General features: G+C 68.3%; 21 protein-coding genes. 7 read left to right on the forward strand and 14 right to left on the reverse strand.

The window, feature by feature from the left end; all coding sequences use genetic code 11:
• Positions 1-43: 43 nt before the first annotated feature.
• The 7 genes from QX204_RS00545 to QX204_RS00575 form a co-directional block, all read right to left on the reverse strand.
• Positions 44-1,291 (reverse strand): MFS transporter, encoded by a 1,248-nt coding sequence (locus QX204_RS00545; protein WP_301904663.1) that lies wholly within the window; start codon positions 1,289-1,291, stop codon positions 44-46.
• Between the two features lie 17 nt (positions 1,292-1,308).
• On the reverse strand, positions 1,309-1,761 hold the full coding sequence (locus tag QX204_RS00550) for a MarR family winged helix-turn-helix transcriptional regulator (RefSeq protein ID WP_301904665.1): 453 nt from the start codon (positions 1,759-1,761) through the stop codon (positions 1,309-1,311).
• Positions 1,762-1,890: 129 nt separating this feature from the next.
• Positions 1,891-2,940, reverse strand: coding sequence for an acyl-CoA dehydrogenase family protein (locus tag QX204_RS00555; protein WP_301904666.1), 1,050 nt, complete (start codon positions 2,938-2,940; stop codon positions 1,891-1,893).
• 65 nt (positions 2,941-3,005) lie between these two features.
• On the reverse strand, positions 3,006-4,040 hold the full coding sequence (locus tag QX204_RS00560; protein ID WP_301904668.1) for an acyl-CoA dehydrogenase family protein: 1,035 nt from the start codon (positions 4,038-4,040) through the stop codon (positions 3,006-3,008).
• A 28-nt stretch (positions 4,041-4,068) separates the two neighbouring features.
• Positions 4,069-5,211 carry an acyl-CoA dehydrogenase family protein gene (locus QX204_RS00565; RefSeq protein ID WP_301904670.1) on the reverse strand — a complete coding sequence of 381 codons (1,143 nt, stop codon included), beginning with the start codon at positions 5,209-5,211 and terminating at the stop codon, positions 4,069-4,071.
• The gene (locus QX204_RS00570) at positions 5,212-6,087 is read right to left on the reverse strand and encodes an enoyl-CoA hydratase (RefSeq protein ID WP_301904671.1); all 876 of its coding nucleotides are present in this window, start codon (positions 6,085-6,087) and stop codon (positions 5,212-5,214) included.
• Complete coding sequence (locus tag QX204_RS00575; RefSeq protein WP_301904672.1) at positions 6,084-7,649, reverse strand: FadD3 family acyl-CoA ligase; 1,566 nt, start codon at positions 7,647-7,649, stop codon at positions 6,084-6,086. The genes QX204_RS00570 and QX204_RS00575 overlap by 4 nt, the downstream gene beginning before the upstream one ends.
• Positions 7,650-7,728: 79 nt before the next feature.
• On the opposite strand from QX204_RS00575, the gene QX204_RS00580 reads away from it, so the two are divergent.
• The 5 genes from QX204_RS00580 to QX204_RS00600 all read left to right on the forward strand — a co-directional run bounded on the left by QX204_RS00580 (position 7,729) and on the right by QX204_RS00600 (position 13,707).
• Complete coding sequence (locus tag QX204_RS00580) at positions 7,729-8,916, forward strand: acyl-CoA dehydrogenase family protein (RefSeq protein ID WP_084465504.1); 1,188 nt, start codon at positions 7,729-7,731, stop codon at positions 8,914-8,916.
• A complete protein-coding gene (locus QX204_RS00585; protein WP_301904674.1) occupies positions 8,913-9,719 on the forward strand; it encodes an SDR family oxidoreductase in 807 nt (268 codons plus the stop codon). The genes QX204_RS00580 and QX204_RS00585 overlap by 4 nt, the downstream gene beginning before the upstream one ends.
• Before the next feature lie 46 nt (positions 9,720-9,765).
• The gene (locus tag QX204_RS00590) at positions 9,766-10,386 is read left to right on the forward strand and encodes a TetR/AcrR family transcriptional regulator (RefSeq protein WP_062982761.1); all 621 of its coding nucleotides are present in this window, start codon (positions 9,766-9,768) and stop codon (positions 10,384-10,386) included.
• Between the two features lie 10 nt (positions 10,387-10,396).
• Positions 10,397-11,596 carry an acetyl-CoA C-acetyltransferase gene (locus tag QX204_RS00595; RefSeq protein ID WP_301904675.1) on the forward strand — a complete coding sequence of 400 codons (1,200 nt, stop codon included), beginning with the start codon at positions 10,397-10,399 and terminating at the stop codon, positions 11,594-11,596.
• Positions 11,597-11,745: 149 nt separating this feature from the next.
• Positions 11,746-13,707 (forward strand): molybdopterin-containing oxidoreductase family protein, encoded by a 1,962-nt coding sequence (locus tag QX204_RS00600; RefSeq protein WP_301904676.1) that lies wholly within the window; start codon positions 11,746-11,748, stop codon positions 13,705-13,707.
• A 13-nt stretch (positions 13,708-13,720) separates the two neighbouring features.
• On the opposite strand, the gene QX204_RS00605 is transcribed toward QX204_RS00600, so the two are convergent.
• From QX204_RS00605 to QX204_RS00635, 7 genes are all read right to left on the reverse strand, one after another.
• Positions 13,721-14,971, reverse strand: coding sequence for an arginine deiminase (locus tag QX204_RS00605; RefSeq protein WP_301904678.1), 1,251 nt, complete (start codon positions 14,969-14,971; stop codon positions 13,721-13,723).
• A 27-nt stretch (positions 14,972-14,998) separates the two neighbouring features.
• The gene (locus QX204_RS00610; protein ID WP_301904679.1) at positions 14,999-16,438 is read right to left on the reverse strand and encodes a basic amino acid/polyamine antiporter; all 1,440 of its coding nucleotides are present in this window, start codon (positions 16,436-16,438) and stop codon (positions 14,999-15,001) included.
• A gap of 4 nt (positions 16,439-16,442) precedes the next feature.
• Positions 16,443-16,568: a hypothetical protein gene (locus QX204_RS00615; protein ID WP_301904680.1), complete on the reverse strand. Its 126-nt coding sequence runs from the start codon at positions 16,566-16,568 to the stop codon at positions 16,443-16,445.
• Positions 16,569-16,806: 238 nt separating this feature from the next.
• Positions 16,807-17,892, reverse strand: coding sequence for an NAD(P)H-dependent flavin oxidoreductase (locus QX204_RS00620; RefSeq protein WP_301904681.1), 1,086 nt, complete (start codon positions 17,890-17,892; stop codon positions 16,807-16,809).
• Entirely contained in the window at positions 17,889-18,635 is a 747-nt protein-coding gene (locus tag QX204_RS00625; RefSeq protein ID WP_301904682.1) for a CoA-transferase subunit beta, read from the reverse strand. The genes QX204_RS00620 and QX204_RS00625 overlap by 4 nt, the downstream gene beginning before the upstream one ends.
• Entirely contained in the window at positions 18,632-19,522 is an 891-nt protein-coding gene (locus QX204_RS00630; protein WP_266297857.1) for a CoA transferase subunit A, read from the reverse strand. Before QX204_RS00630 ends, QX204_RS00625 begins: the two co-directional genes overlap by 4 nt.
• Positions 19,519-20,283, reverse strand: coding sequence for an enoyl-CoA hydratase family protein (locus QX204_RS00635; RefSeq protein ID WP_056818882.1), 765 nt, complete (start codon positions 20,281-20,283; stop codon positions 19,519-19,521). Before QX204_RS00635 ends, QX204_RS00630 begins: the two co-directional genes overlap by 4 nt.
• A 70-nt stretch (positions 20,284-20,353) precedes the next feature.
• On the opposite strand from QX204_RS00635, the gene QX204_RS00640 reads away from it, so the two are divergent.
• Together QX204_RS00640 and QX204_RS00645 are read left to right on the forward strand one after the other, a co-directional pair.
• Positions 20,354-21,130 (forward strand): SDR family oxidoreductase, encoded by a 777-nt coding sequence (locus QX204_RS00640; RefSeq protein WP_301904683.1) that lies wholly within the window; start codon positions 20,354-20,356, stop codon positions 21,128-21,130.
• A gap of 65 nt (positions 21,131-21,195) precedes the next feature.
• On the forward strand, positions 21,196-22,107 hold the full coding sequence (locus tag QX204_RS00645) for an SDR family oxidoreductase (RefSeq protein WP_301904685.1): 912 nt from the start codon (positions 21,196-21,198) through the stop codon (positions 22,105-22,107).
• The last annotated feature ends 29 nt before the right edge of the window (positions 22,108-22,136 follow it).

Raw genomic sequence — 22,136 nt, forward strand, 5'->3', positions numbered from 1 at the left:
CGGTGGCCGCGAACCCGAGCGCGCCGGCGCTCCGATAACACCATCAATCGCCGACGGTGATGGCCTGCGCTTCCTCGACGGAGTGCGGGGCGGGGTCGTGGTCGTCGATGTGGGCCAGTGCGCCGCGCCCGAGGAACAGCACCGCGACCGCGGCGGCGGTGAAGGCCGCGCCGAGCCAGAACGGCAGCGACATATTGTGCTCACCGAGCTTGCCCGCCACCCACGGCGCGGCCGCGCCGCCACCGAATCGCACGAAGCTGTACGCCGCCGACGCGGTCGAGCGCTCGACCGGCGCCGAGATCATCACGGCCTCGGTGATCAGCGTGTTGTTCACGCCGAGGAACGCACCGGCGATCACGACGCCGACGATCAGCACGATCTTGTGCTCGGTGAACATCCCCATCACCGCCAGATCGAGCGCGAACAGGCCGAGCGACAGGGCCATCATCGGCAGCGAACCGAAGCGCGCCTGCAGTTTCGGGGCGAGGAACACCGAGGACAGGGCGAGCAGGATGCCCCAGCCGCAGAAGATGAAGCCGATCGCGTAGGTGCCCATGTCCAGCGGGAACGGGGTGAACGCGAGCAGGGTGAAGAAGCCGAAGTTGTAGAGCAGCGCGGTGATGCTGACGGTCAGCAATCCCTTGTGCCGCAGCGCCTTGAACGGCGCGGTGATCGAGGTCGGATGCGCCGGTTTCGGCATTTCGGGCAGCAGCACGATGATCGCGATGAAGGCGACGGCCATCAGCACCGATACTCCGAAGAACGGTCCACGCCAGCTGATGCCACCGAGCACACCGCCCAGCAGCGGGCCGGTCGCGATGCCGATGCCGAGCGCGGCCTCGTAGAGGATGATCGCCTTGGCGACGCCGCCGGTGGCCGCGCCGACAATGGTGGCCAGCGCCGTCGCGATGAACAAGGCGTTGCCCAGGCCCCAGCCCGCGCGGAAGCCGATGATCTCGCCGATGCTGCCGGACATGCCGGCCAGCGCGGCGAACACGATGATGATCGCGAGCCCGGTCAGCAGCGTCTTCTTCGCGCCGAAGCGGCTCGAGATCACGCCGGTGACCAGCATGGCGACGCCGGTCACGGCCATGTAGCTGGTGAACAGCAGCGACACCTGTGACGGCGTGGCGTTCAGCTGTTCGCCGATCGGCTTGAGAATGGGATCGACGAGGCCGATGCCCATGAACGCGATCACGCTCGCGAAGGCGACGGCCCATACGGCTTTGGGCTGGCCGGACGGGGAGGTGGCTGCGGCAGTGTTGTCGCGAGTCAACTGGGGGATGCTCACTGGCGCTCCTGGTTGCTTCACTGGTGACCGCGGGCAACCGAGCGAAGGGCTGTCAGCAGGTCGTTCATGTCGGTATCGAGACGGATCAGCCGGTCGAGATCGAAATCGGCGAGTCCGGGCGCCATGGCGGCGGCGAACGCGCGTCTGGCCTCGGTGAGTCGGGACCGGCCGGCCGGGGTGAGCTCGATGAGCGCTGCCCGGGAGTCCTGCGGGTCCTTCGTGCGGGTGGCGAATCCGTCGGTGACGAGTCGACCGATCAGCGCCGTTGCCGCCGGTTGGGAACATCTGTCGATCCGAGCGAAATCGCTCACCCGCAGACTGCCGTGCTCGTCGAGCACGGCCAGGGCCCGCAGGACCGCGCGGGGCAGGTCGTCGTCGCTGATCGCCCCGGCCAGTCGGGTGAGCCGACCGGCAGTGACCAACAGGTCGACCACGATGTCGTCCGCTGATGGCTGCGGTGTCTGCTTCACGAAGTTTTATATTACATAAGCTAACTATCTAAAACCAGTGGGGTTCCAGTCCGGGGCCGGTGACATGGCGCACAGGATGCCGAAAGCCCTGGCCGCAGGGCTGCGGCCAGGGCTTTCGGTGAGTGTTGGCTAGGCCGCGATCGGGCGCTTGCCGGTACCGAACAGCTCGGCGGTGGCGTGGGCCCGCTTGAAGTAGAGGTGGGCGTCGTGCTCCCAGGTGATGGCGATGCCGCCGTGCAGCTGGATGGTCTCGGCCGCCACCGTGGAGAACGTCTCGGTGCAGTGCTTGCGCGCGACCCAGGCATCCTCCGCGGCCGACGGGCTGTTCTCGGCGACCGCCATGGCAGCGGCCAGCGCCGCCGATTCGGCCGACTCGACCAGCACGTACATATCGGCCATCCGGTGCTTGAGCGCCTGGAAGCTGCCGATCGGGCGCCCGAACTGCACGCGCGACGCCGTGTACTCGACCGTCATCTCGAGGCAGTGTCGAGCCGCGCCGACCTGCTCAGCGGCCAGTGCCGCCCAGGCGATTTCGCGCAACCGGCGGCGCAGCGTCGCGGGGTCGCCGGTGCCGATCCGGGTGGCGGGGGCATCGGTGAAGGTGATGGTGGCGAGCTTGCGCGTGGGGTCGAGCGCGGGAGCCGCGGTGACGACCACGCCGGGGGCGTCGGCTGTCGTCTCGAACAGCCCTTCGTCGGTGAGTACCAACAGCAGGTCGGCCTGCGCGCCGTGCAGCACGTAATGGGCCGCGCCGCTGAGCTTCCCGTCGGTCACGACGACGCCGAGCGAATCCCAGCCGTTGGCATCGGCCCAGCACAGCGCCGCCGTGCGCGACCCGTCGGCCAGATCGGGCAGGAGTCGGGCGCAGGACTGCTCGTCGTCGGCCAGCAAGATCGCCTGCACCCCGAGCACCGCCGACCCGAGCATCGGCACCCCGCTCAGCGTCCGTCCCAACTCGCCGACCACCATGAGTGATTCGACGAGGCCCGCCCCCGCGCCACCCCACTCCTCCGGCACCGCGAGCGCGGCAACACCGACCTGCTCGCACAGCATCCGCCACAACTTCGGGTCGTACCCGAGGTCGGTGTCCATCGCGGTACGCAGCGCGGCCGACGTCGCGTGCTTGCCGAGCAGGGCCCGCACGGAGGTCCGGAATTCGAGTAGTTCATTCGATGACATGGAGTTCCTCGTAAGGCTCGGTGATGGCGCGGTGTTCGGCCTCGGTCGGCGGTGGCATCGCGGTCTCAGCTCGTGGCGGCAGCGGGTTCGGCGGCGCGTAGGGCGTCGGCGATCCTGCCGCGATGGAAATCGGCTGTGCCCCAGGCAGTGCGCAGGGCGGCGACCTTGGTGAGCCACAGCGACAGGTCGAACTCCGCGGTGTAGCCGATGGCACCGTGCACTTGGAGCCCGGCGCGCGCCGCGCGATGAGCAGCGTCGCCGCAGGTCACCAGGGCTGCCGAGACATCGCGAGCGCGGTCGGCGGAATCCAGGGTGAGCGCCGCGCGGTACACCAGCGGCTCGGCCAGATCCAAGGCGATCAGCACATCGGCGAGTTGCTGTTTCACCGCCTGGAATTCACCGATCGCACGACCGAACTGCTTGCGCTGCTTCGCGTACGAGGTGGTCTGCTCGAGAATCGAGCGGCCTGCACCGAGGAGCTGTGCGGCACAGGCGAGAACGCCGAGGTCGAAGGCGTAGTCGAGGGCGGCTTCGACCTCGGGACCCTCGGCGAGCAGTTCGTCGGCCGTGACGCGGAACAGCTTGCGGGCAGGGTCGATCGAGGTCACCGGCTCTGTTGCGTCGCCGTCAGAGCTGGACAACAGGCCGAGCGCCAGTCGACCGCCGGAGGCGACGAGGACCGGCTCGGCGATATCGGCGTCGAGAGCGATGCCGCGCTGCGGTTCGAAGGTGACGGTGCCGAGCGCGTCGCCGCTCGCGAGCGCGGACAACCAGCGCTGCGCGGGGGAGTCATCCGGAAGGCGTTGCAGCAGCGCGGGAATCACGGCCGTGGACTCGATCACCGGGCCGGGCACGCCGCCACGTCCCAGCTCGATCAGCGCCACGACCAGATCGACGGGCGTCGCGTCCGCGCCGTCGTACTTCTCGTCGACGATCAAGCCGAAGACGCCCATCTCGGCGATCTGCCGCAGCAGCGCGCGGCCCTTGGCGGGGTCACCGGCCGCCCAGGCGCGCACCGCGGCGGGCGCCTGTCCTGCCTCGAGGATCTTGCGCAGCTCGGCGGCGAAGTCGAGCTGTTCGGTACTGAGCGCGAATCTCATCGCACGCCTCCTGAGTAGAAATGCATGTTCATCGCTTGCTCTCGCGGGGCAGGCCGAGGATGCGCTCGGCGATGATGTTGCGCTGGATCTCGTTGGTGCCCGCGTAGATCGGGCCGGAGAGCGAGAACAGATAGCCGTCGGTCCAGTTGCTGCGCTGCTCGGCTGCTGTGCCGAGGAGATCGAGCGCCGTCTCGTGCATGGCGATGTCGAGTTCGGACCAGTACACCTTGGTGATCGACGACTCCGCGCCGAGCTGGCCGCCGTCGGTGAGGCGGGTGACGGTGCCGAAGGTGTGCAGGCGGTAGGACTCGGCGCCGAGCCAGGCGTCGACCACCGAGTTCCGGGCCGCGGTATCGCTCGGGTCGGCGGTCTCGCGCCACAGCTCGATGAGCCGCTGCGCGGTGGCGCTGAACCGGCCGGGACTGCGCAGCGAGAGGCCACGTTCGTTGGACGAGGTCGCCATCGCGACGCGCCAGCCCTCGTTCACCCCGCCGATCACATCGTGGTCGGGCACGAAGACATCGTCGAGGAAGATCTCGGCGAAGCCGGGTTCGCCGTCGAGCTGGGGGATCGGCCGCACGCTCACCCCCTCGGCGGTGAGCGGGAACATCACGTAGGTGAGTCCGTGGTGGCGCTGCGCCTCGGGATCGCTGCGGAACAGGCCGAATGCCCAATCGGCGAAGGACGCACGCGAACTCCAGGTCTTCTGGCCGTTGAGCAGCCAGCCGCCGTCGGTGCGCCGAGCGGTCGAGCGCAGGCTCGCGAGGTCGCTGCCCGACTCGGGTTCCGACCAGGCCTGCGCCCAGATGTCGTCGCCACGGGCCATACGCGGCAGGATCCGCGCGAGCTGTTCGGGGGTGCCGTGCTCGAACAGGGTCGGCGCGAGCAGGAAGATGCCGTTCTGCGCGACTCGCCCCGGTGCGCCCGCGGCGTAGTACTCCTGCTCGAACAGCACCCATTCCAGGATCGATGCGTCACGCCCGCCGAACTCGCGCGGCCACGAGACGGCGGACAGTCGCGCCTGCGCCAGCTTCGCCTCCCAGTCCCGGTGCGCGGCAAAGCCTTCCGCCGTGTCCATCGACGGCAACGGTTCGGCGGGTACATGGGCGGCGAGGAACTCGCGCACCTCCAGCTGGAATTCCCGGGCAGCCGGGTCGATCTCGAGATCCACTTACTTCGTCCCGTTCTGTTCGGCGGAGGTGGCGGCGCCCTTCATCGAGCGGGCATTCATCCCGCCGAGCGAATCGGCGCCGACCTCGGCGTTGTGCGCGTGTGCGAAATGGTGCAGCCCGAAGACGGAGTCCATGCCGGAGCGCATGCCCATCAGATCCTCGGCCTGGTTGACGGCTTTCTTGGTGAGCGCGAGCCCGAATTGCGGCATGGCGGAGATCTTCTCGGCCAGCCCCATCACCTCGGCCTCCAGGTCGTCGCGTGGCACGACCCGGTTGACCATGCCCCACTCCTTGGCCTGTGCCGCCCCGAACCGGTCACCGGTGAACAGGAACTCCTTGGCCGCGCGCGGACCCATCACCCACGGATGCGCGAAGTACTCCACGCCCGGAATGCCCATCCGGACCACCGGATCGGAGAAGAACGCGTCGTCGGAGCAGACGATCAGATCGCACACCCAGGCCAGCATGAGCCCGCCCGCGATGCACGCGCCCTGCACCATCGCCACCATCGGCTTGGGGATTTCCCGCCAGCGCCTGCACATGCCGAGATACACCTCGGACTCGCGCGCGAACCGCTGATCGCCGCCGGGACGGTCGAGGTGGTCCCACCACAGCGCGGCCTTGTTCTCGTAGTGCACATCGTGGTCGCGACCCGGCGTGCCGATGTCGTGCCCGGCGCTGAAGTGTTTCCCGTTGCCCGCCAACACGATCACCTTGACCTCGGGGTCCTCGACTGCCCGCACGAAGGCGGCGTCGAGGGCGTAGGTCATCTTCGAGTTCTGCGCGTTGCGGAAGTCGGGCCGGTTCATGGTGACCACGGCGACCGGTCCACGCACCTCGTAGGTGACGACCTCGGCCTCGGTTTCGGGACTCACGACTTCTCCTCACGTAACTCACGCTTGAGCACCTTGCCCGCGGCGCTGTAGGGCAGCTGGTCGCGGAACTCGACAAGCCTCGGCACTTTGAAATTCGCCAACTGACCCGCGGCGAAGGCGATCACCTCGTCGGCGGTCAGCGTGGATCCCGCCCTGCGGACCACGACGGCCTTGCCGACCTCGCCCATCCGCTCGTCGGGCACGCCGATCACCGCAGACTCGGCGACACCGTCGAGCCTGGCCAGGGTCTGTTCGATCTCGGCGGGATAGACATTGAATCCGCCGGTGATGTACATGTCCTTGAGCCGGTCGGTGATCTTCAGATAGCCGCGCTCGTCGACGATGCCGATGTCGCCGGTGTGCAACCAGCCATCGGCGTCGATGGCCTCGGCGGTGGCCTCGGGATCGTCGAGGTAGCCGAGCATCACGTTCGGTCCGCGCAGCAGCACCTCACCGGCGTCGGACAGGCGCAGCTCGAAGCCCGCGATCGGCCCGCCGCAGGTGTTGGCGATCGTGGCCGCGTCGTCGGAGGGCCGGCACATGGTCCCGAAACCGGCCGTCTCGGACAGGCCGTAGGCGGTGATCACCACCTCGAAGGCGAGGTCGTCGCGCATCCGCTCGATCAGCACCACCGGCACGGTCGCCGCGCCGGTCACCGCCACCCGCAGCGAGCTCAGGTCACGCTCGGTGCGCTGGGGATGCTCGAGGATGGTCTGGTAGATCGTCGGCGGACCGGTGAGCACGGTGATCTGCTCGGACTCGATGAGCGCCAGTGCGGCGGGCACATCGAAGGTGGCCTGCGGCACGATCGTGGCCCCGGTGACCAGGCACGCGAGAATGCCCGCCTTGTAACCGAAGTTGTGGAAGAACGGCGGGATCACCAGGTAGCGGTCGCCCGCGCGCAGGGTCGAGCACTCGACCCACCCGCGCACCACATCCAGGGCCTGCCGGTGCGCGACGAGCGTGCCCTTGCTGCGGCCGGTGGTGCCGGAGGTGAACAGGATGTCGGAGATGTCGTCGGGGGAGACCTGGGCGGCCCGCTCCTCGCCGACCGCTTCGGACACCGTCGCGGCCTGTTCGAGCAACTCGTCCCACGTCACGGTCGTGGGGGTGGGCGCCCCCGCGGCACGGGCCGGTTCGTCCCCGATCGGGATCACGACGACGGTCCCGATGCCCAGTTCCGGCGCCGCCGCCGCGAGTTCGCTCGCCCGATCGCGCCCGAGGAAAGGACCGGCGACGAACAGCGCCTTCGCGTCGACGCGGGCCAGCACATCGACGGCCTCGGCCGCCACATACCGGGTGTTCAGCGGTACCAGCGCGGCCCCGACCGAATGCGCGGCCAGGGCGGCGATCACCCAGTGATAGGTGTTCGGCGCCCACATCGCGACCCGGTCGCCGGGGGCGATGCCACGGGCGATCAGGGCGCGGGCGGCCACCCGGACCTGGTCGAGAAGCTCGGTCCAGTCCAGGCGGATCGCGCCGTCGATCAGGGCAGGCTCGTGCGGATGCGCCGCTGCGATGTGTCGCAGCGCCTGCGGAGTGGTTTGTGCAGGGGGTGTCACGGGGTCCTCACCGTTGTGCGGTTCGCTGTTCTTCCGAAGCAGCTAACAAAGCAAGTGCTTGGTAGGTTATCCTACCGAGGTGGGCGTGATCCAGACCTCAGATTCCGATACCGCGACTTCCGACGCGGAGTTTCGCGCGGAAATACGCGATTGGCTCGCCGAGAATCTTTCGGGCGAGTTCGCTGACCTGCGCGGCACCGGTGGACCCGGCCGCGAACACGAATTCTTCGAAGAGCGATTGGCGTGGGACCGCCACCTCGCCGCGGCGGGCTGGACCTGTCTCGGCTGGCCGGTCGAATACGGCGGTCGCGGCGCCAGCGTGCGTCAGCAGGTGATCTTCCACGAGGAATACGCCAAAGCCGACGCGCCCGCTCGGGTCTCGCACGTGGGCGAGGAACTGCTCGGCCCCACCGTGCTCGCCTTCGGCACCGACGAGCAGAAGAAGCGCTTCCTTCCTGGCGTGCGCTCGGTCGGCGAACTGTGGTGCCAGGGCTATTCCGAGCCCGGCGCCGGTTCCGACCTGGCCGCCGTCGCGACGACCGCGCGCCTCGACGGCGACAAGTGGGTGATCAACGGCCAGAAGATCTGGACCTCGCTCGCGCACGTCGCCGACTGGTGCTTCGTCATCGCCCGCACCGAGCGCGGCTCGAGCCGTCACAAGGGCCTGTCCTATCTGCTGGTCCCGATGAACCAGCCGGGCATCGAAGTGCGGCCGATCGAGCAGCTCACCGGCACCTCCGAATTCAACGAGGTCTTCTTCGACGATGCCGTCACCGACGCGGACCTGGTGGTCGGCGCGCCGGGCGACGGCTGGCGAATCGCGATGGGCACGCTCACCTTCGAGCGCGGCATCTCCACCCTCGGCCAGCAGATCCGCTTCGCGCGCGAGCTCTCCGACATCGAAGACCTGGCCCGGCGCACCGGAGCCGCCGACGACCCCCTGATCGCCGATCGCCTCGATCGCGCCTGGGTGGGACTTCGGGTGCTGCGCGCGCACGCGCTGCGCACCATGAGCGAGGACCACGACGACGCGGGCGGCGCCTCGGTGTCGAAGTTGTTGTGGGCCAACTGGCATCGCGACCTCGGCGAACTGGCGATGGCCGTGCAGGGCGCGGTGGGCCTGCTCACCGGCCCCGACGACATGACCGCATGGCAGCGGCTGTACCTGTTCAGCCGCGCCGACACGATCTATGGAGGTTCGAACGAAGTGCAGCGCAACATCATCGCCGAGCGGGTGCTCGGTCTGCCGCGAGAGGCACGCCCGTGACCGAGCAGAATTCCCCGCTGTCGGTCGCTCCTGCGCCGATCCCCGGGCACGGCCTGCTGACCGGACGCAAGGCCGTGATCACCGCGGCGGCGGGCACCGGTATCGGCTCGTCCACCGCGCGCAGGCTTCTCCAGGAAGGCGCCGATGTCGTCGTCTCCGATTGGCACGAGCGGCGTCTGACCGAAACCGCCGAGCTGCTCGCGAAGGATTTCCCGGAGCGCACGGTCGGCGCCGTGGTGTGCGACGTCCGTGATACCGGGCAGGTCAACCAGCTGATCAGCGCGGCCGCCACGCAACTCGGCCGGATCGACATCATGGTCAACAACGCGGGCCTCGGCGGTGAGACCCCGGTGGTCGACATGACCGACGAGCAGTGGGACCAGGTTCTCGACATCACCCTCACCGGCACGTTCCGCTGCACCCGGGCCGCGCTCGGCTACTTCCGTGGCGCGGGCCACGGCGGCGTGATCGTCAACAATGCCTCGGTGCTGGGCTGGCGTGCCCAGCACGGTCAGGCGCACTACGCGGCCGCGAAGGCGGGCGTGATGGCGCTGACCAGGTGCAGTGCGGTCGAAGGCGCCGAATTCGGCGTGCGGATCAATGCCGTCGCGCCGAGCATCGCCCGTCATCCGTTCCTGGACAAGGTGAGCTCGGCCGAGTTGCTCGACTCGCTCAGCGAGCGCGAGGCCTTCGGTCGCGCCGCCGAACCGTGGGAAGTAGCGGCGACGATCGCCATGCTGGCCAGTGACTACACCTCGTATCTGACCGGCGAGGTTGTCTCGGTGAGCAGCCAGCGCGCATGATCGCCGTGGCGGGTTACCCCAAACCAAGCAAGTGCTTGGTTGTACGATGACGGGTGTGACCGCACCCGACACCGTGAAACGCACCCGCCGCGCTGAACTGCTCGGTCTCGCCGCCGACCTGTTCGCCGAACGTGGACTGCGTGCCACCACGGTGCGCGACATCGCCGACTCGGCGGGCATCCTCTCCGGCAGTCTCTATCACCACTTCGATTCCAAGGAATCGATGGTCGACGAGATCCTGCGCGGCTTCCTCGACGACCTGTTCGGCCGCTACCGCGAGATCGCGGCCGCCGGCCTGAGCTCGCGAGACACGTTGGAGTCCTTGGTGATCGCCTCCTACGAGTCGTTCGACCGGCACCACGCCGCCGTAGCGATCTACCAGGCCGAGGCCAAGAACCTGCGCGATGTCGAGCGCTTCGGTTACATCCGCGACTTCAACACCGAGTTCCGCGAGCTGTGGCACCGCGTGCTCGCCGCCGGCGTCGCCGACGGCAGCTTCCGTGCCGAACTCGATGTGGAACTGGCCTTCCGCTTCCTGCGCGACACCGTGTGGGTGGCGGTGCGCTGGTACACCCCCGGTGGCCCGATCACCGTGCAAACCCTTGCTCAGCAATATCTCACCATCGTGCTCGACGGGCTGACCGTGCCCGAGGGCACCGCGAAATAGGAGTTCCAACATGACCGCATCCGCCGAGCGCCGTCCCTACGCCCCGCTACGGGAGGCCTATGTGATCGATGCGGTACGGACCGCTGTCGGCAAGCGCGGTGGCGCGCTGGCCGAGGTGCACCCCGCCGATCTCGGCGCCGCCGCGCTGCGCGGCCTGGTCGAACGCACCGGCATCGACCCCGCCGTCGTCGACGACGTGATCGTGGGCTGTGTCGACAATCTCGGTCCGCAGGCGGGCAATATCGGCCGCACCATGTGGCTGGTCGCCGGCTACCCCGAAGAGGTGCCCGGCGTCACCGTCGACCGGCAGTGCGGTTCCAGCCAGCAGGCGATCAACTTCGGCGCGCAGGCCATCATGAGCGGCACCGCCGAGGTCGTCGTGGCGGGCGGCGTGCAGAACATGAGCGCCATCCCGATCGGCGCCGCGATGATCGCGGCCAAGCCGTACGGTTTCGAGTCCGCGTTCATCGGCGCGAAGGGCTGGGACTCGCGCTACGGCACCGGTGAGGTCTCCCAGTTCAAGGGCGCGGAGATGATCGCCGAGAAGTGGGGCATCAGCCGCGAGGACATGGAGCGCTGGGCGCTGCAGAGTCATCAGCGCGCCAAGACTGCCATCACCGAGGGCCGCTTCGACAACGAGATCGTGCCGGTCGGCGACTTCACCGTCGATCAGGGTCCGCGTGAGACCAGCCTGGAGAAGATGGCGACGCTGCAGCCGCTGTCGGAGGGCAGCCCGCTCACCGCGGCGGTCGCCAGCCAGATCTCCGACGGCGCCAGCGCCACCCTGCTGGCCTCCGAATGGGCGGTCAAGGAATACGGCCTGACCCCGCGTGCCCGCATCCACCACGTCAGCGCGCGCGGCGCCGACCCGATCTTCATGCTGAGCGCACCGATCCCGGCCACCCAGTGGGCGCTGGAGAAGACCGGCCTGACCATCGACGACATCGACGTCATCGAGATCAACGAGGCCTTCGCCCCGGTGGTGCTGGCCTGGATCAAGGAGATCGGCGCCGATCCGGCGAAGGTGAACGTCAACGGCGGCGCCATCGCGCTCGGCCACCCGCTCGGCGCGACCGGCGCCAAGCTGTTCGCCACGCTGCTCAACGAGCTCGAGCGGGTGAACGGCCGCTACGGCCTGCTCACCATCTGTGAAGGCGGCGGTACGGCCAACGTGACGATCATCGAGCGTCTCGACGCCGACAAGAAGTAGCTCCGCACTTCGAGAAGTGGTGGTCCTCGGCGGATTCCGCCGGGGACCACTCTTCGTTCGCCGCCACCGGGTCGCCACATCCCGGCGCCGCGGCGTATCGGGAACGGCCGGTCTCGGCGGGAGTAATTCATCCCACCTATGATGGCCTGGTGAAGGTGCTCGGTGCATGCCCGCTCGACTGCCCCGACGCGTGCTCGTGGGTGGTGACCGTCGAGGACGGGGTCGCCACGGGGCTACGAGGGAACAAGGAACATCCGGTCACGCGCGGTGCGCTGTGCGTGAAGGTGAACCGCTATCTCGAGCAGGTCGGCGCGCCGGATCGGCTCAGGTATCCGATGCGCCGGGTCGGGCCGAAGGGATCGGGGCGGTTCGAGCGGATCAGCTGGGACACCGCGCTCGACGAGATCGCCACCCGGGTCACCGGCATCATCGACGAATTCGGCGGTGAGGCGGTCTGGCCGTTCCACGGCACCGGCAGCCTGGGCTATATCCAAGGGCTGGAAGGCTTTCCGGGGCGCCGGATGTTCAACCTGCTCGGCGCGTCGCACCACGCGCCGACCATCTGCTCGGTCGCGGGCGGCGCGGGTCTTCGCTACACCCTCGGCACCTCCGGCGGCATGGACCCCGAGGACTTCGCGAAGTCGAAGCTGATCCTGCTGTGGGGCACCAATCCGCTCAGTTCCGGGCACCACCTGTGGAAGTTCATCCAGGACAGCGGGGCCTACCTGGTCTCCATCGACCCCGTCCGCACCAAGACCTCCGAGCGCTGCGACGAACACCTCGCCCCGTTGCCCGGCACCGACGCGGCGCTGGCCCTCGGGTTGCTGCACGTGGTGGTGTCGCTGGGCGCGCAGGACACCGAGTTCATCGCCGAGCACACCGAGGGCTGGCCCGAATTCCGCGACCGTATCGAGGAATACACGCCCGAACGCGTCGCCGCGATCACGGGCCTACGGGCAGAACAGATCGTCGCGCTCGGTGAGCGGATCGCCCGCACCAGGCCGACCGCCATCCGCGCCTCGCAAGGTATGCAGCGACACGCGGGCGGCGGTATGGCGCTGCGGGTGCTCGCCTGCCTGCCCGGCGTCACCGGTGACTGGGCGATCCCCGGTGGGGGACTGCACTATTCGACGAGTGGGCACTTCCGTCTCGACGAAGCCGCACTGCGCCGCGATGACCTGCTGCCGCGACCGGTCCGCACGCTGTCGATGACCCGGCTCGGCGAAGCCCTGCTCGAGACCGACGGTCCACCGGTCAAGGCGCTGTTCGTGATCGGGGCGAATCCGGTCGGCTCGAATCCCGACCAGCGTCGCGTGATCGAGGGCCTGTCCCGCGAAGACCTGTTCACGGTGGTCCTCGAGCACTTCGGGACCGACACCGTCGACTACGCCGATATCGTGCTGCCCGCCACGATGCAGCCCGAACACCTCGACGTGCTCGCCGGTTACGGGCACCTCTATCTGATCTGGAACGAGCCTGCCGTCGAGCCGCCCGGCGAATGCCTTTCCACCACAGAGACTTTCCGTCGACTCTCCCGGCGTTTCGGTCTCACCGAGCCCGCGCTCTACGACTCCGACGAGGAACTGGCCCGGCAACTGCTGAAGGGCCACGACCTCGAACGCCTCAGGGCCGACGGATTCCTGAAGGTGCAGGCGGGCCCGGTTCCGGCGGGCAAACTCCAGTTCGTCTCCGCCAGAGCGGAACTGGCCGGTCACGACGCCCTACCGGCGTACACCCCGCCCGCCGACCCCGGCGACGGCCTGGTGCTGATCTCCGCCGCCTCGCACTACTTCCTGAACACCACCTTCGGCTCCAACCCCGAATTGCGCCGTCGCGCCGGTGAATCCAGCATCACCCTGCACCCCGACGACGCCGCCGCACGCGGAATCGCCGACGGCGCGGCGGTGACCGTGTCCAACGCCCGCGGCTCCTTCGAGGCAGTCGCCGAGGTCTCGGACCGGGTCCGGCCCGGCGTCGCGGGCACGACCAAGGGTCGCTGGGCCAAGTTCACCGGCGGCGCGACCGTGAATGCCACGATCGCCGAACGTGATGCGGACTACGGCGGCGGCGCGGTCTTCCACGACAACCGCGTCGAGGTGCGTCCCCGCTGATCGCCGGGCTCGGTCAGAACTCGACGGCGTCGCGGATCAGCGGGCAGGTCATGCAGTGGCCGCCGCCACGGCCGCGGCCGAGTTCGGCGCCGACGATGGTGATCACCTCGACGCCCTCCTTGCGCAGCGCGGCGTTGGTGTGGGTGTTGCGGTCGTAGGCGAACACGACACCGGGTTCGACGGCGACCAGGTTGTTGCCGCTGTCCCACTGCTGGCGTTCGTTGGCGTAGTAGCCGCCGCCGGTCTCCACCACCCGTAGCTTGGGCAGGTTCAGCGATTCGGCCACCACATCGAGGAACGGCGCGGTCTCCTCGATCACCTCGACACCGGGGGCGCGGTCGCTGGGCCGCAGGGAGAACGGGTGGATGTTGTAGACGATGTCGGGGTACACCGTGACCAGATCGCGGTCGGCGAAGGTGAACACGGTGTCTAGGTGCATGGCCGAGCGCAGCTTCGGCATCCCGGCCACGATCACGCGCTCGGCGGCCCCGACCGCGAACAGCGACGCGGCGACCTGGGTGATCGCCTGCCGGGACGTCCGTTCGCTCATCCCGACCAGCACCACCCCGTTGCCGACCGGCATCACATCGCCACCCTCGAAAGTGGCCAGCCCCCAGTCCTGTTCGGGATCACCCCACCAGACCTTCGCGCCGGTGAAATCGGGGTGGAAGGCGTAGATCGCGGCCATCAGCAACGTCTCGTCGTGCCGAGCGGGCCAATACAGCGGATTGAGTGTGACCCCGCCGTAGAGCCAGCAGGTGGTGTCGCGGGTGTAGAGCGTGTTCGGCAACGGGGGCATCAGATACTCGCGCACCCCGGTCTGCTCGCGCGCCAGCGCCAGATAGCCGGAACGGAAGTCGGCGGGCAGGTCCGCGGTCGCGAGTCCGCCGATGAGGTAGGTCGCCAGCGTGCGGTCGTCCACCGAGTCCAGGTAGGCCCTGGTGTCGTCGATCAGCCCGAGCCCGACTTCGTTGGCCACGATCTTGCGGTCGAGAATCCAGCCCTTCGCGCCGGGCACGGCGAGGGTTTCGGCGAGCAGATTGTGGAGCTCGACCACCTCGACGCCGCGGTCGCGCATCTTCGTCATGAAGTCGAAGTGGTCGCGTTTGGCGTTCTGCACCCACAGCACGTCGTCGAAGAGCAGGTCATCGCAATTGGTCGGAGTGAGCCGCTCGTGTGCGAGGCCGGGCGCGCACACCAGTACCTTGCGCAGCGTGCCGACCTCGGAATGGACGCCGAACGCGGTGGCGGGGGTTCCAGTCATTTCTGCTCCTCGAAAGATCGGGCGGACTCAGATCGAGATGGCGCCGGTCGCCAGGCCGACGATGCCGACGACGGCGCCGAGGGCGACCGCCGCGAACATGACCGCCTCCCACGGCGAGAAGACCCGCTTGCCCGCCTCCCGGCGGGTCAGGGCGAACAGGATGGTGCCGGGCGCGTAGATGATGCACGACAGCAGCAGGAATTCGAGCCCGGCCGCGACGAGCATGAACGCGGTGTAGAAGGTGGCGACGAAGGCGATGACGAGTTCCTTGGTGCGGTCACCGGGCTGGATCCGCTCGTAGGTCTCCCTGGTGTAGGCGAGTTTGAGCGCGTAGGCGGCGGCCAGCAGGTAGGGCACCAGCGACAGCGAACTGCACAGCTTGAGGGTGAAGGTGAACGCGTCGTCGGAGAACAGCGTCGTGACCAGCACGATCTGGATCAGCACGGTGGTGAAGATCATCGCCACCACCGGCACATTCGCGCCGTTGACCCGGGCCAGGAACGACGGCATGTCCCGGTCTTTCGCCGCAACGAACAGCACCTCCGCGGCCATCAGGGTCCAGGCCAGGTAGGCGCCGAGGACCGAGATGATCAGTCCGATGCTGATGAACCAGGCGCCCCAGGTACCGACGGCGGATTCGAAGACCGGCGACATCGACGGCTGCTGGGCCACGGCGAGTTCGTCACGCGGCATGATGCCGTACGACACCATGGTCACCGACGCGAAAATAGCCAGCACGCTGAGGAATCCGAGCACGGTGGCGCGACCGATGTCCTCGCGCTTGCGCGCGTACCTGGAGTACACGCTCGCACCTTCGATGCCCAGGAACACGAACACGGTCACCAACATGGTCGAACGCACCTGTTCGACCAGCGATTCGGAATACGCGTCGCCGCCCCAGAAGTTGTCGGCGAACACACCGGGGTCGAAGTAGAACAGCAGCACCACGATGAACACCAGGATCGGCACCAGCTTGGCCACGGTGACGATCTGGTTGATGGCGGCGGCCTCCTGGACCCCGCGCAGGACCATGAAATGGAACGCCCAGATGCACACCGTCGACAGCAGCACCGCGGGAACGGTGTTGCCCTCGCCGAAGATCGGCAGCACCTGCCCGAGGGTGGACTTGATCAGCACCCAGTAGCTGACGTTGCCGACGCAGGCGCTCGCCCAGTACCCGAACGCGGAGAAGAAACCGAGGTACTCGCCGAAGCCGGCCTTCGCGTAGGCGTAGACACCCGCGTCGAGGTCTGGTTTGCGCACGGCCAGCGACTGGAAGACGAACGCCAGCATCAACATTCCGGTGCCCGCGATCGTCCAGGCGATGATCGCGCCGAATCCGCCGGTGGCCTGGCCGAAGTTGCGCGGTAGCGAGAACACGCCCGCGCCGACCATGGAGCCGACCACCATCGCCGACAAGGTCAGCAGCGGCATCTTCTTGGTCGCGGTCTGTTCCGAGGCTGTCATCGCGCTACTCCTCCGGCTCGGTGCTGGCGATGGGGCGGATGCGGGCCGAGGTAGCGGCGACGGGTTCGGCAATCATCGCGCATACCAGCACCGGAGAGCCATGGACCTGCCGTTGGCGCTCGGCGTCCATGCGACCTCCCGCTCGATGTCGATGTCCGGCAAATTTTAGGCGACCGGACGTCGTCGTCCTCGGTTTCGAGCGCGTGTCGCGTCACGAGACGCCCTCCAGCCGAAAAAGCACTGGACCCGATGCGCACCTCGTGAGTGCGGCATCGGGTCCAGTGCTCTTTTCGCCCCGAGAGCCCGACGGTCGGCTCAGGCCATCGGTCGGGGCGAGTTCGTGAAGGGAGCCGGGTGGGGGCTCCGGGTCAGTGGGTCTCGGTGGCCGGTTCGGTGGTCAGCGCCGAGATCGCCTCGATGCGGGCGACCGCGTCGGTGACGATCTCGTCGATCAGCTCGGCCACGGTCGGCAGGCTGTCGATGATGCCGGTGACCTGGCCCGCGGGCAGCACGCCCGCGTCGGTGCGACCCTCGACGAGACCCGCCTTGGTCAACATCGCCGAGTTCGCCGCCATCACGACCTGAGACCAGCTGAGGTCCTTGGTCTTTCGCATCGCCAGGCCGTCGCGCATCAGCGTGGACCACTTCATGCCGGTCATGCTCTTGAACTTGGCCGCGTTGCGCACCGCGGCCGACAGCCCGCGCCAGCCGCCGGAGTGTTCCAGCTTCTCGACCAGTTCGGTGTTGAGCATCCGGTGCGGCATGCCGTCGACCTTCACCGATACCACCGTGTCCTGCAGGCCGCGGGCCAGATACTCCTGCTTCACCGCCTCGGGGACGGTGCTCTCCTGGGTGAGCAGGAAACGGGTGCCCATCGCGACGCCCGCCGCACCGTAGGACAGCGCGGCCGCCAGACCGCGACCGTCGAAGAAGCCGCCCGCCGCGATCACCGGGATATCGACGGCGTCGAGTACCGACGGCAGCAGCAGGGTGGTGGCGACCGGTCCGGTGTGGCCGCCGCCTTCGCCACCCTGCACGATCACCGCGTCGGCGCCCCACGAGGCCACCTTCACCGCGTGCTTGGCCGCGCCGATCGACGGAACGACCACCACTCCGGCGTCTTTGAGCCGAGCGATGAGTTCCTTCTTCGGTGCCAGCGCGAACGACGCGACCCGCACCTGCTCACGGATGAGCAGTTCGATGCGTTCGGGAGCGTCGGTGGCATCGGCGCGGATGTTCACGCCGAAGGGCTTGTCGGTGAGCGACTTGGTCTTGGCGACCGCCGCCTCGAGCTCCTCGAAAGTCATGGTCGCCGAGGCGAGAATGCCGAGCCCGCCCGCGTTGGCGGTGGCCGCGACCAAGCGGGGACCGGCGACCCAGCCCATCCCGGTCTGCACGATCGGGTGCTCGATGCCGACCAGCTCGGTCAGCGGAGTCCGCAAGCGCGCGCTCATGCCGCGACTTCCTTCTCCCGGAAACCCTTGGGATCGAGCACGGTTCGGATGATCCGCAGCTCCTCCTCGGTCGGCAACCTGGTCTCGCCCACCGAACCCAGCTCGGCGATCTCGAAGGAGGTGTTCTCCGCGACCTCGTCCGGGCTCACGCCCGGGTGCAGCGACAGTGCGCGCAGAGTGTGGTCGGGACCGTTGAAGTCGAACACGCCCAGGTTGGTCACCACCCGATGCAGGTGATGGAAGCGGTACGCGGGGTTCTCGGGATCGATTCTGTCGTAACCGATTCCGGAGATGATGTCGACCTTGTCGACGAACACCCGGTTGGTGTGCCGGGGCACGAAGTAGCTGGTCGCGTGGTTGATGGTGTTGCCCGGCGCGCCGCGCACACCGAACATCTGCCTGGTCGGTTGCTGGAGCGGACCGAAGGCCGACAGGTTCTGGTTGCCGAACCGGTCGATCTGGTTGGCGCCCATCACCACATGACGACGGCCCGAGGCGACAACGTCGAACACCCGGGAGAACGGAATCCAGCCCTCGACAGGGGCTTTGGCGCCGATCGCCGGTACCTCGGCGAAGAACAGCGCTTCGCCGTCGGACAGCAGCAGGTCGGGTTCGAAGGTGAGCCGGGCCAGCCGGGCGCCGATGGTGGTGACCGTCGACATCGGACTGGCCATGATCTCACCGGCCCCGCGGAAGATCTCCGCGGCGGCGACGACGCAGACCTCAGCACGAGTAATAGTCATAGCTTCTGCTCCTCAGCGAACGCGGCCACGGCGGACTGGTATTCCTCTTCGGAGACATCCAGGTAGCGAGCCTTGAACTCGGCCCACGACTCCGGCGTCTTCGCGGCCGCCACATAGTGCTTCTGAAACTTCTCGTCGCGCCCGTAGCTGCCGGAGAAGGTGAAGTGCGCGCCACCGGGCGACTCGACCACACCGTCGACCAGCATGCGGTTGAGGATGATCGACTGTTGCGGAACAGCTTTCACCAGTTCCTCGGTCTCGACGATGCGATCCACCGAGACATAGCGACGCTCGGCCGCGAGGCAGTACAGATCGTCGAAGTACGGGTCGACGCCCGTGTAGGCCGCGTTGCCGTGCTTGTCGGCCAGATCCAGGTGCACGAACGACGCGTCGAGATTCAGCGCGGGCATCGCGACGAGAGTCTCGACGCGACCGTCGGCAGCGGGATACGGCGACGCGACGGTCTTCAGCTCGCCCTCCCAGAAGTCGAGCACGGCGGATCCGAGCCCGGCCCGGATCGGCAGGAACGGCAGTCGTGCCGCGGCCGCTTGCAGCCCGCACTTCACCATCCCCTCGTCCATCTCGCGCACGGTGATCGCGCCCTCGGTGCGCGCCTTCGCGAACCACGGGTCGTAGAACGGCGCCGAATCCAGCGACACGAACCCGTAGTACGCCTTGCGGACCTTGCCCGCCGAACACAGCAGGCCCAGGTCGGGGCCGCCATAGGTGACCACGGTCAGGTCGGTGACATCGGAGCGCAGCAGCGCGCGCACCAGCGCCATCGGCTTGCGCCGCGAACCCCAGCCGCCGATCCCGATGGTCATGCCGCTGCGCAGCTCACCGACCACCTCGTCGAGGGTCATTCTCTTGTCGCGCATGGCTTTCAGCTCTCCTTCTTCTGCGCGGCGAGATCGTCGTCGAAGCGCGCCCTGATCTCGTCGGCGACCCCGGCGAGGTTGAGCTCCATCGTGAAGCCCTGTTCGTAGCGGTAGGAACGGTGCACGTCCTGCACGTCGATGCCGTTGAGTGCGCGTTTGGCGGCCCGGATCACGCGGCCGTCCTTGTTGGCGATGTTCTTGGCGACGTCCATCGCGGCGGCGTCGAGTTCGGCGCGCGGCACCACCTTGTACACCGAGCCGAAGTGGTGCAGCTGCTGGGCGGTGAGCTTGCCCGCGGTGTAGAACATGGTGCGCATCAGGTGCTGGGGGACCAGCCGAGACAGATGCGTGGCCGCGCCGAGCGCGCCACGGTCCACTTCGGGCAGCCCGAAGGTGGCGTCGTCGGAGGCGACGATGACGTCGGAGTTGCCGACCAGGCCGATGCCGCCGCCGAGGCAGAAGCCGTTCACGGCGGTGACCACGGGCACCTCGCAGTCGTAGACCGCGGCGAAGGCGTCGAAACAGCCGTGGTTGGCGCGGATCAGCGCGGTATGGCCGACGTCGGCGTTCATCTCCTTGATGTCGACGCCCGCGTTGAATCCGCGGCCTTCCGCGCGCAGCACGACCACCCGGGTCTCCTGGTTGCGGCCCGCTGCCCTGACGGCATCGGCCAGTGCGAACCAGCCGTCCGAGGGCAGGGCGTTGACCGGCGGATAGTCGACTGTGACGACCTCTACCCCGTCGGCTTCGGTGTGACGGTTTATCCCCATCGCGATGTCTCCTCGTGCGCGCCCCGGCGAACCCGAGACAAAGCAAGCAATTGCTTGGTAGGTTAACACGGTGGCTGTAGAAATCGACCTTTCCGAGCAGATCGTTCTGGTGACGGGCGGCGTACGCGGCGTCGGCGCCGGAATCAGCCGGGCCTTCCTCGCCGCGGGCGCGACGGTGCTGACCTGCGCGCGCAGACCGGCCGACGAACCGATCACGGCAGGCGGCCGCAGCACCGAACACCTCACCTGCGATGTGCGCGATGCCGACGCGGTCGCGGCCATGTTCGCCGAGATCCTCGCGAGGTACGGCCGGGTCGACCATGTGGTGAACAACGCCGGTGGCGCCCCGTTCGCGATGGCCGAGGCCGCGAGCCCCAAATTCCACGCCAAGATCGTGGAGCTGAATCTGCTCGCGCCCCTGCTGATCTCCCAGCAGGCCAACGCGCTGATGCAGAAGCAGGACGCGGGCGGCTCGATCGTGATGATCACCAGCGTCAGCGGGCACCGGCCCTCGCCGGGCACCGCCGCGTACGGTGCGGCCAAGGCGGGCCTGGACAACCTCACGTCCTCGCTGGCGGTGGAATGGGCGCCGAAGGTCCGGCTCAACTCCGTCGTCGTCGGCCCGGTGGAGACCGAACTCAGCCACCTGCACTACGGCGACGCCGACGGTGTGGCCGCCGTCGCGAAAACCGTCCCTCTCGGCCGCCTGGCCAGCCCCGCCGACGTCGGCAACGCCGCGCTTTTCCTGGCCTCACCGCTGGCCGCCCACATCACCGGCGCCGCCCTGCTCGTCCACGGCGGCGGCGAACGCCCCGCCTTCCTCGACGCCGCCAACGCGAACAACTAGCCGCCACCCCCACCCGACCACCACGATTTTCGGCCGCCAGCCGCCAATAGACACAGGAGCTTCAGATGGATGACCAGTTGATCTGCGCAGGACGCACGGTGATCGTGACCGGCGCGGGCCGGGGGATCGGCCGCGCGCACGCGCTCGCCTTCGCCGCCGCGGGTGCCCGCGTGGTGGTCAACGATGTCGGCACCGCGCTCGATGGCGCCGCGACCACGGAAACCCCCGCTCAGCAGGTTGTCGACGAGATCGTCGCCGCCGGTGGCGAAGCCGTCGCCAACTATGACGATGTGGCCGACTGGGAGGGCGCTCGCAGGCTCGTCCGTCAGGCCGTCGACACGTTCGGCGGGCTCGACGTGCTGGTCAACAACGCCGGCTTCGTGCGCGACCGCATGCTGGTGAACCTCGGCGAGGACGAGTGGGACGCGGTGGTTCGCGTGCACCTCAAGGGCCACTTCGCCACCATGCGGCACGCGGCCGAGTACTGGCGGGCAGAGTCGAAGGCGGGCCGTCCGGTGGACGCCCGCGTGATCAACACCAGCTCCGGCGCCGGCCTGCAGGGCAGCGTCGGCCAGGGCAACTACGGCGCGGCCAAGGCGGGTATCGCGGGTCTCACACTGACCGCGTCGGCGGAGTTCGGCCGGTACGGCGTGACCGTGAACGCCATCGCTCCCGCCGCCCGCACCCGGATGACCGAGACGGTCTTCGCCGACACCATGTCCGCTCCCGACGCGGGCTTCGACGCGATGGCTCCGGAGAATGTCTCGCCGCTGGTCGTGTGGCTCGGCAGCACCGAATCCGCCGGGGTGACCGGCCGGATGTTCGAGGTAGAGGGCGGAAAGGTCGCGCTGGCGCAGGGCTGGCTCCATGGCACTCCGGTCGATCGCGGCGCTCGCTGGAACCCCGCCGAGCTGGGTCCGGTCGTCAAAGAACTGATCGAGAAGAGCACTCCGCCGGAGCCGGTGTACGGCGCATAGCTAACTCTGAGGCGTCAGGCCGGGGAAAA

This window comes from Nocardia sp. PE-7 (assembly GCF_030486425.1).
Taxonomy (GTDB): Bacteria; Actinomycetota; Actinomycetes; order Mycobacteriales; family Mycobacteriaceae; genus Nocardia; species Nocardia salmonicida_A.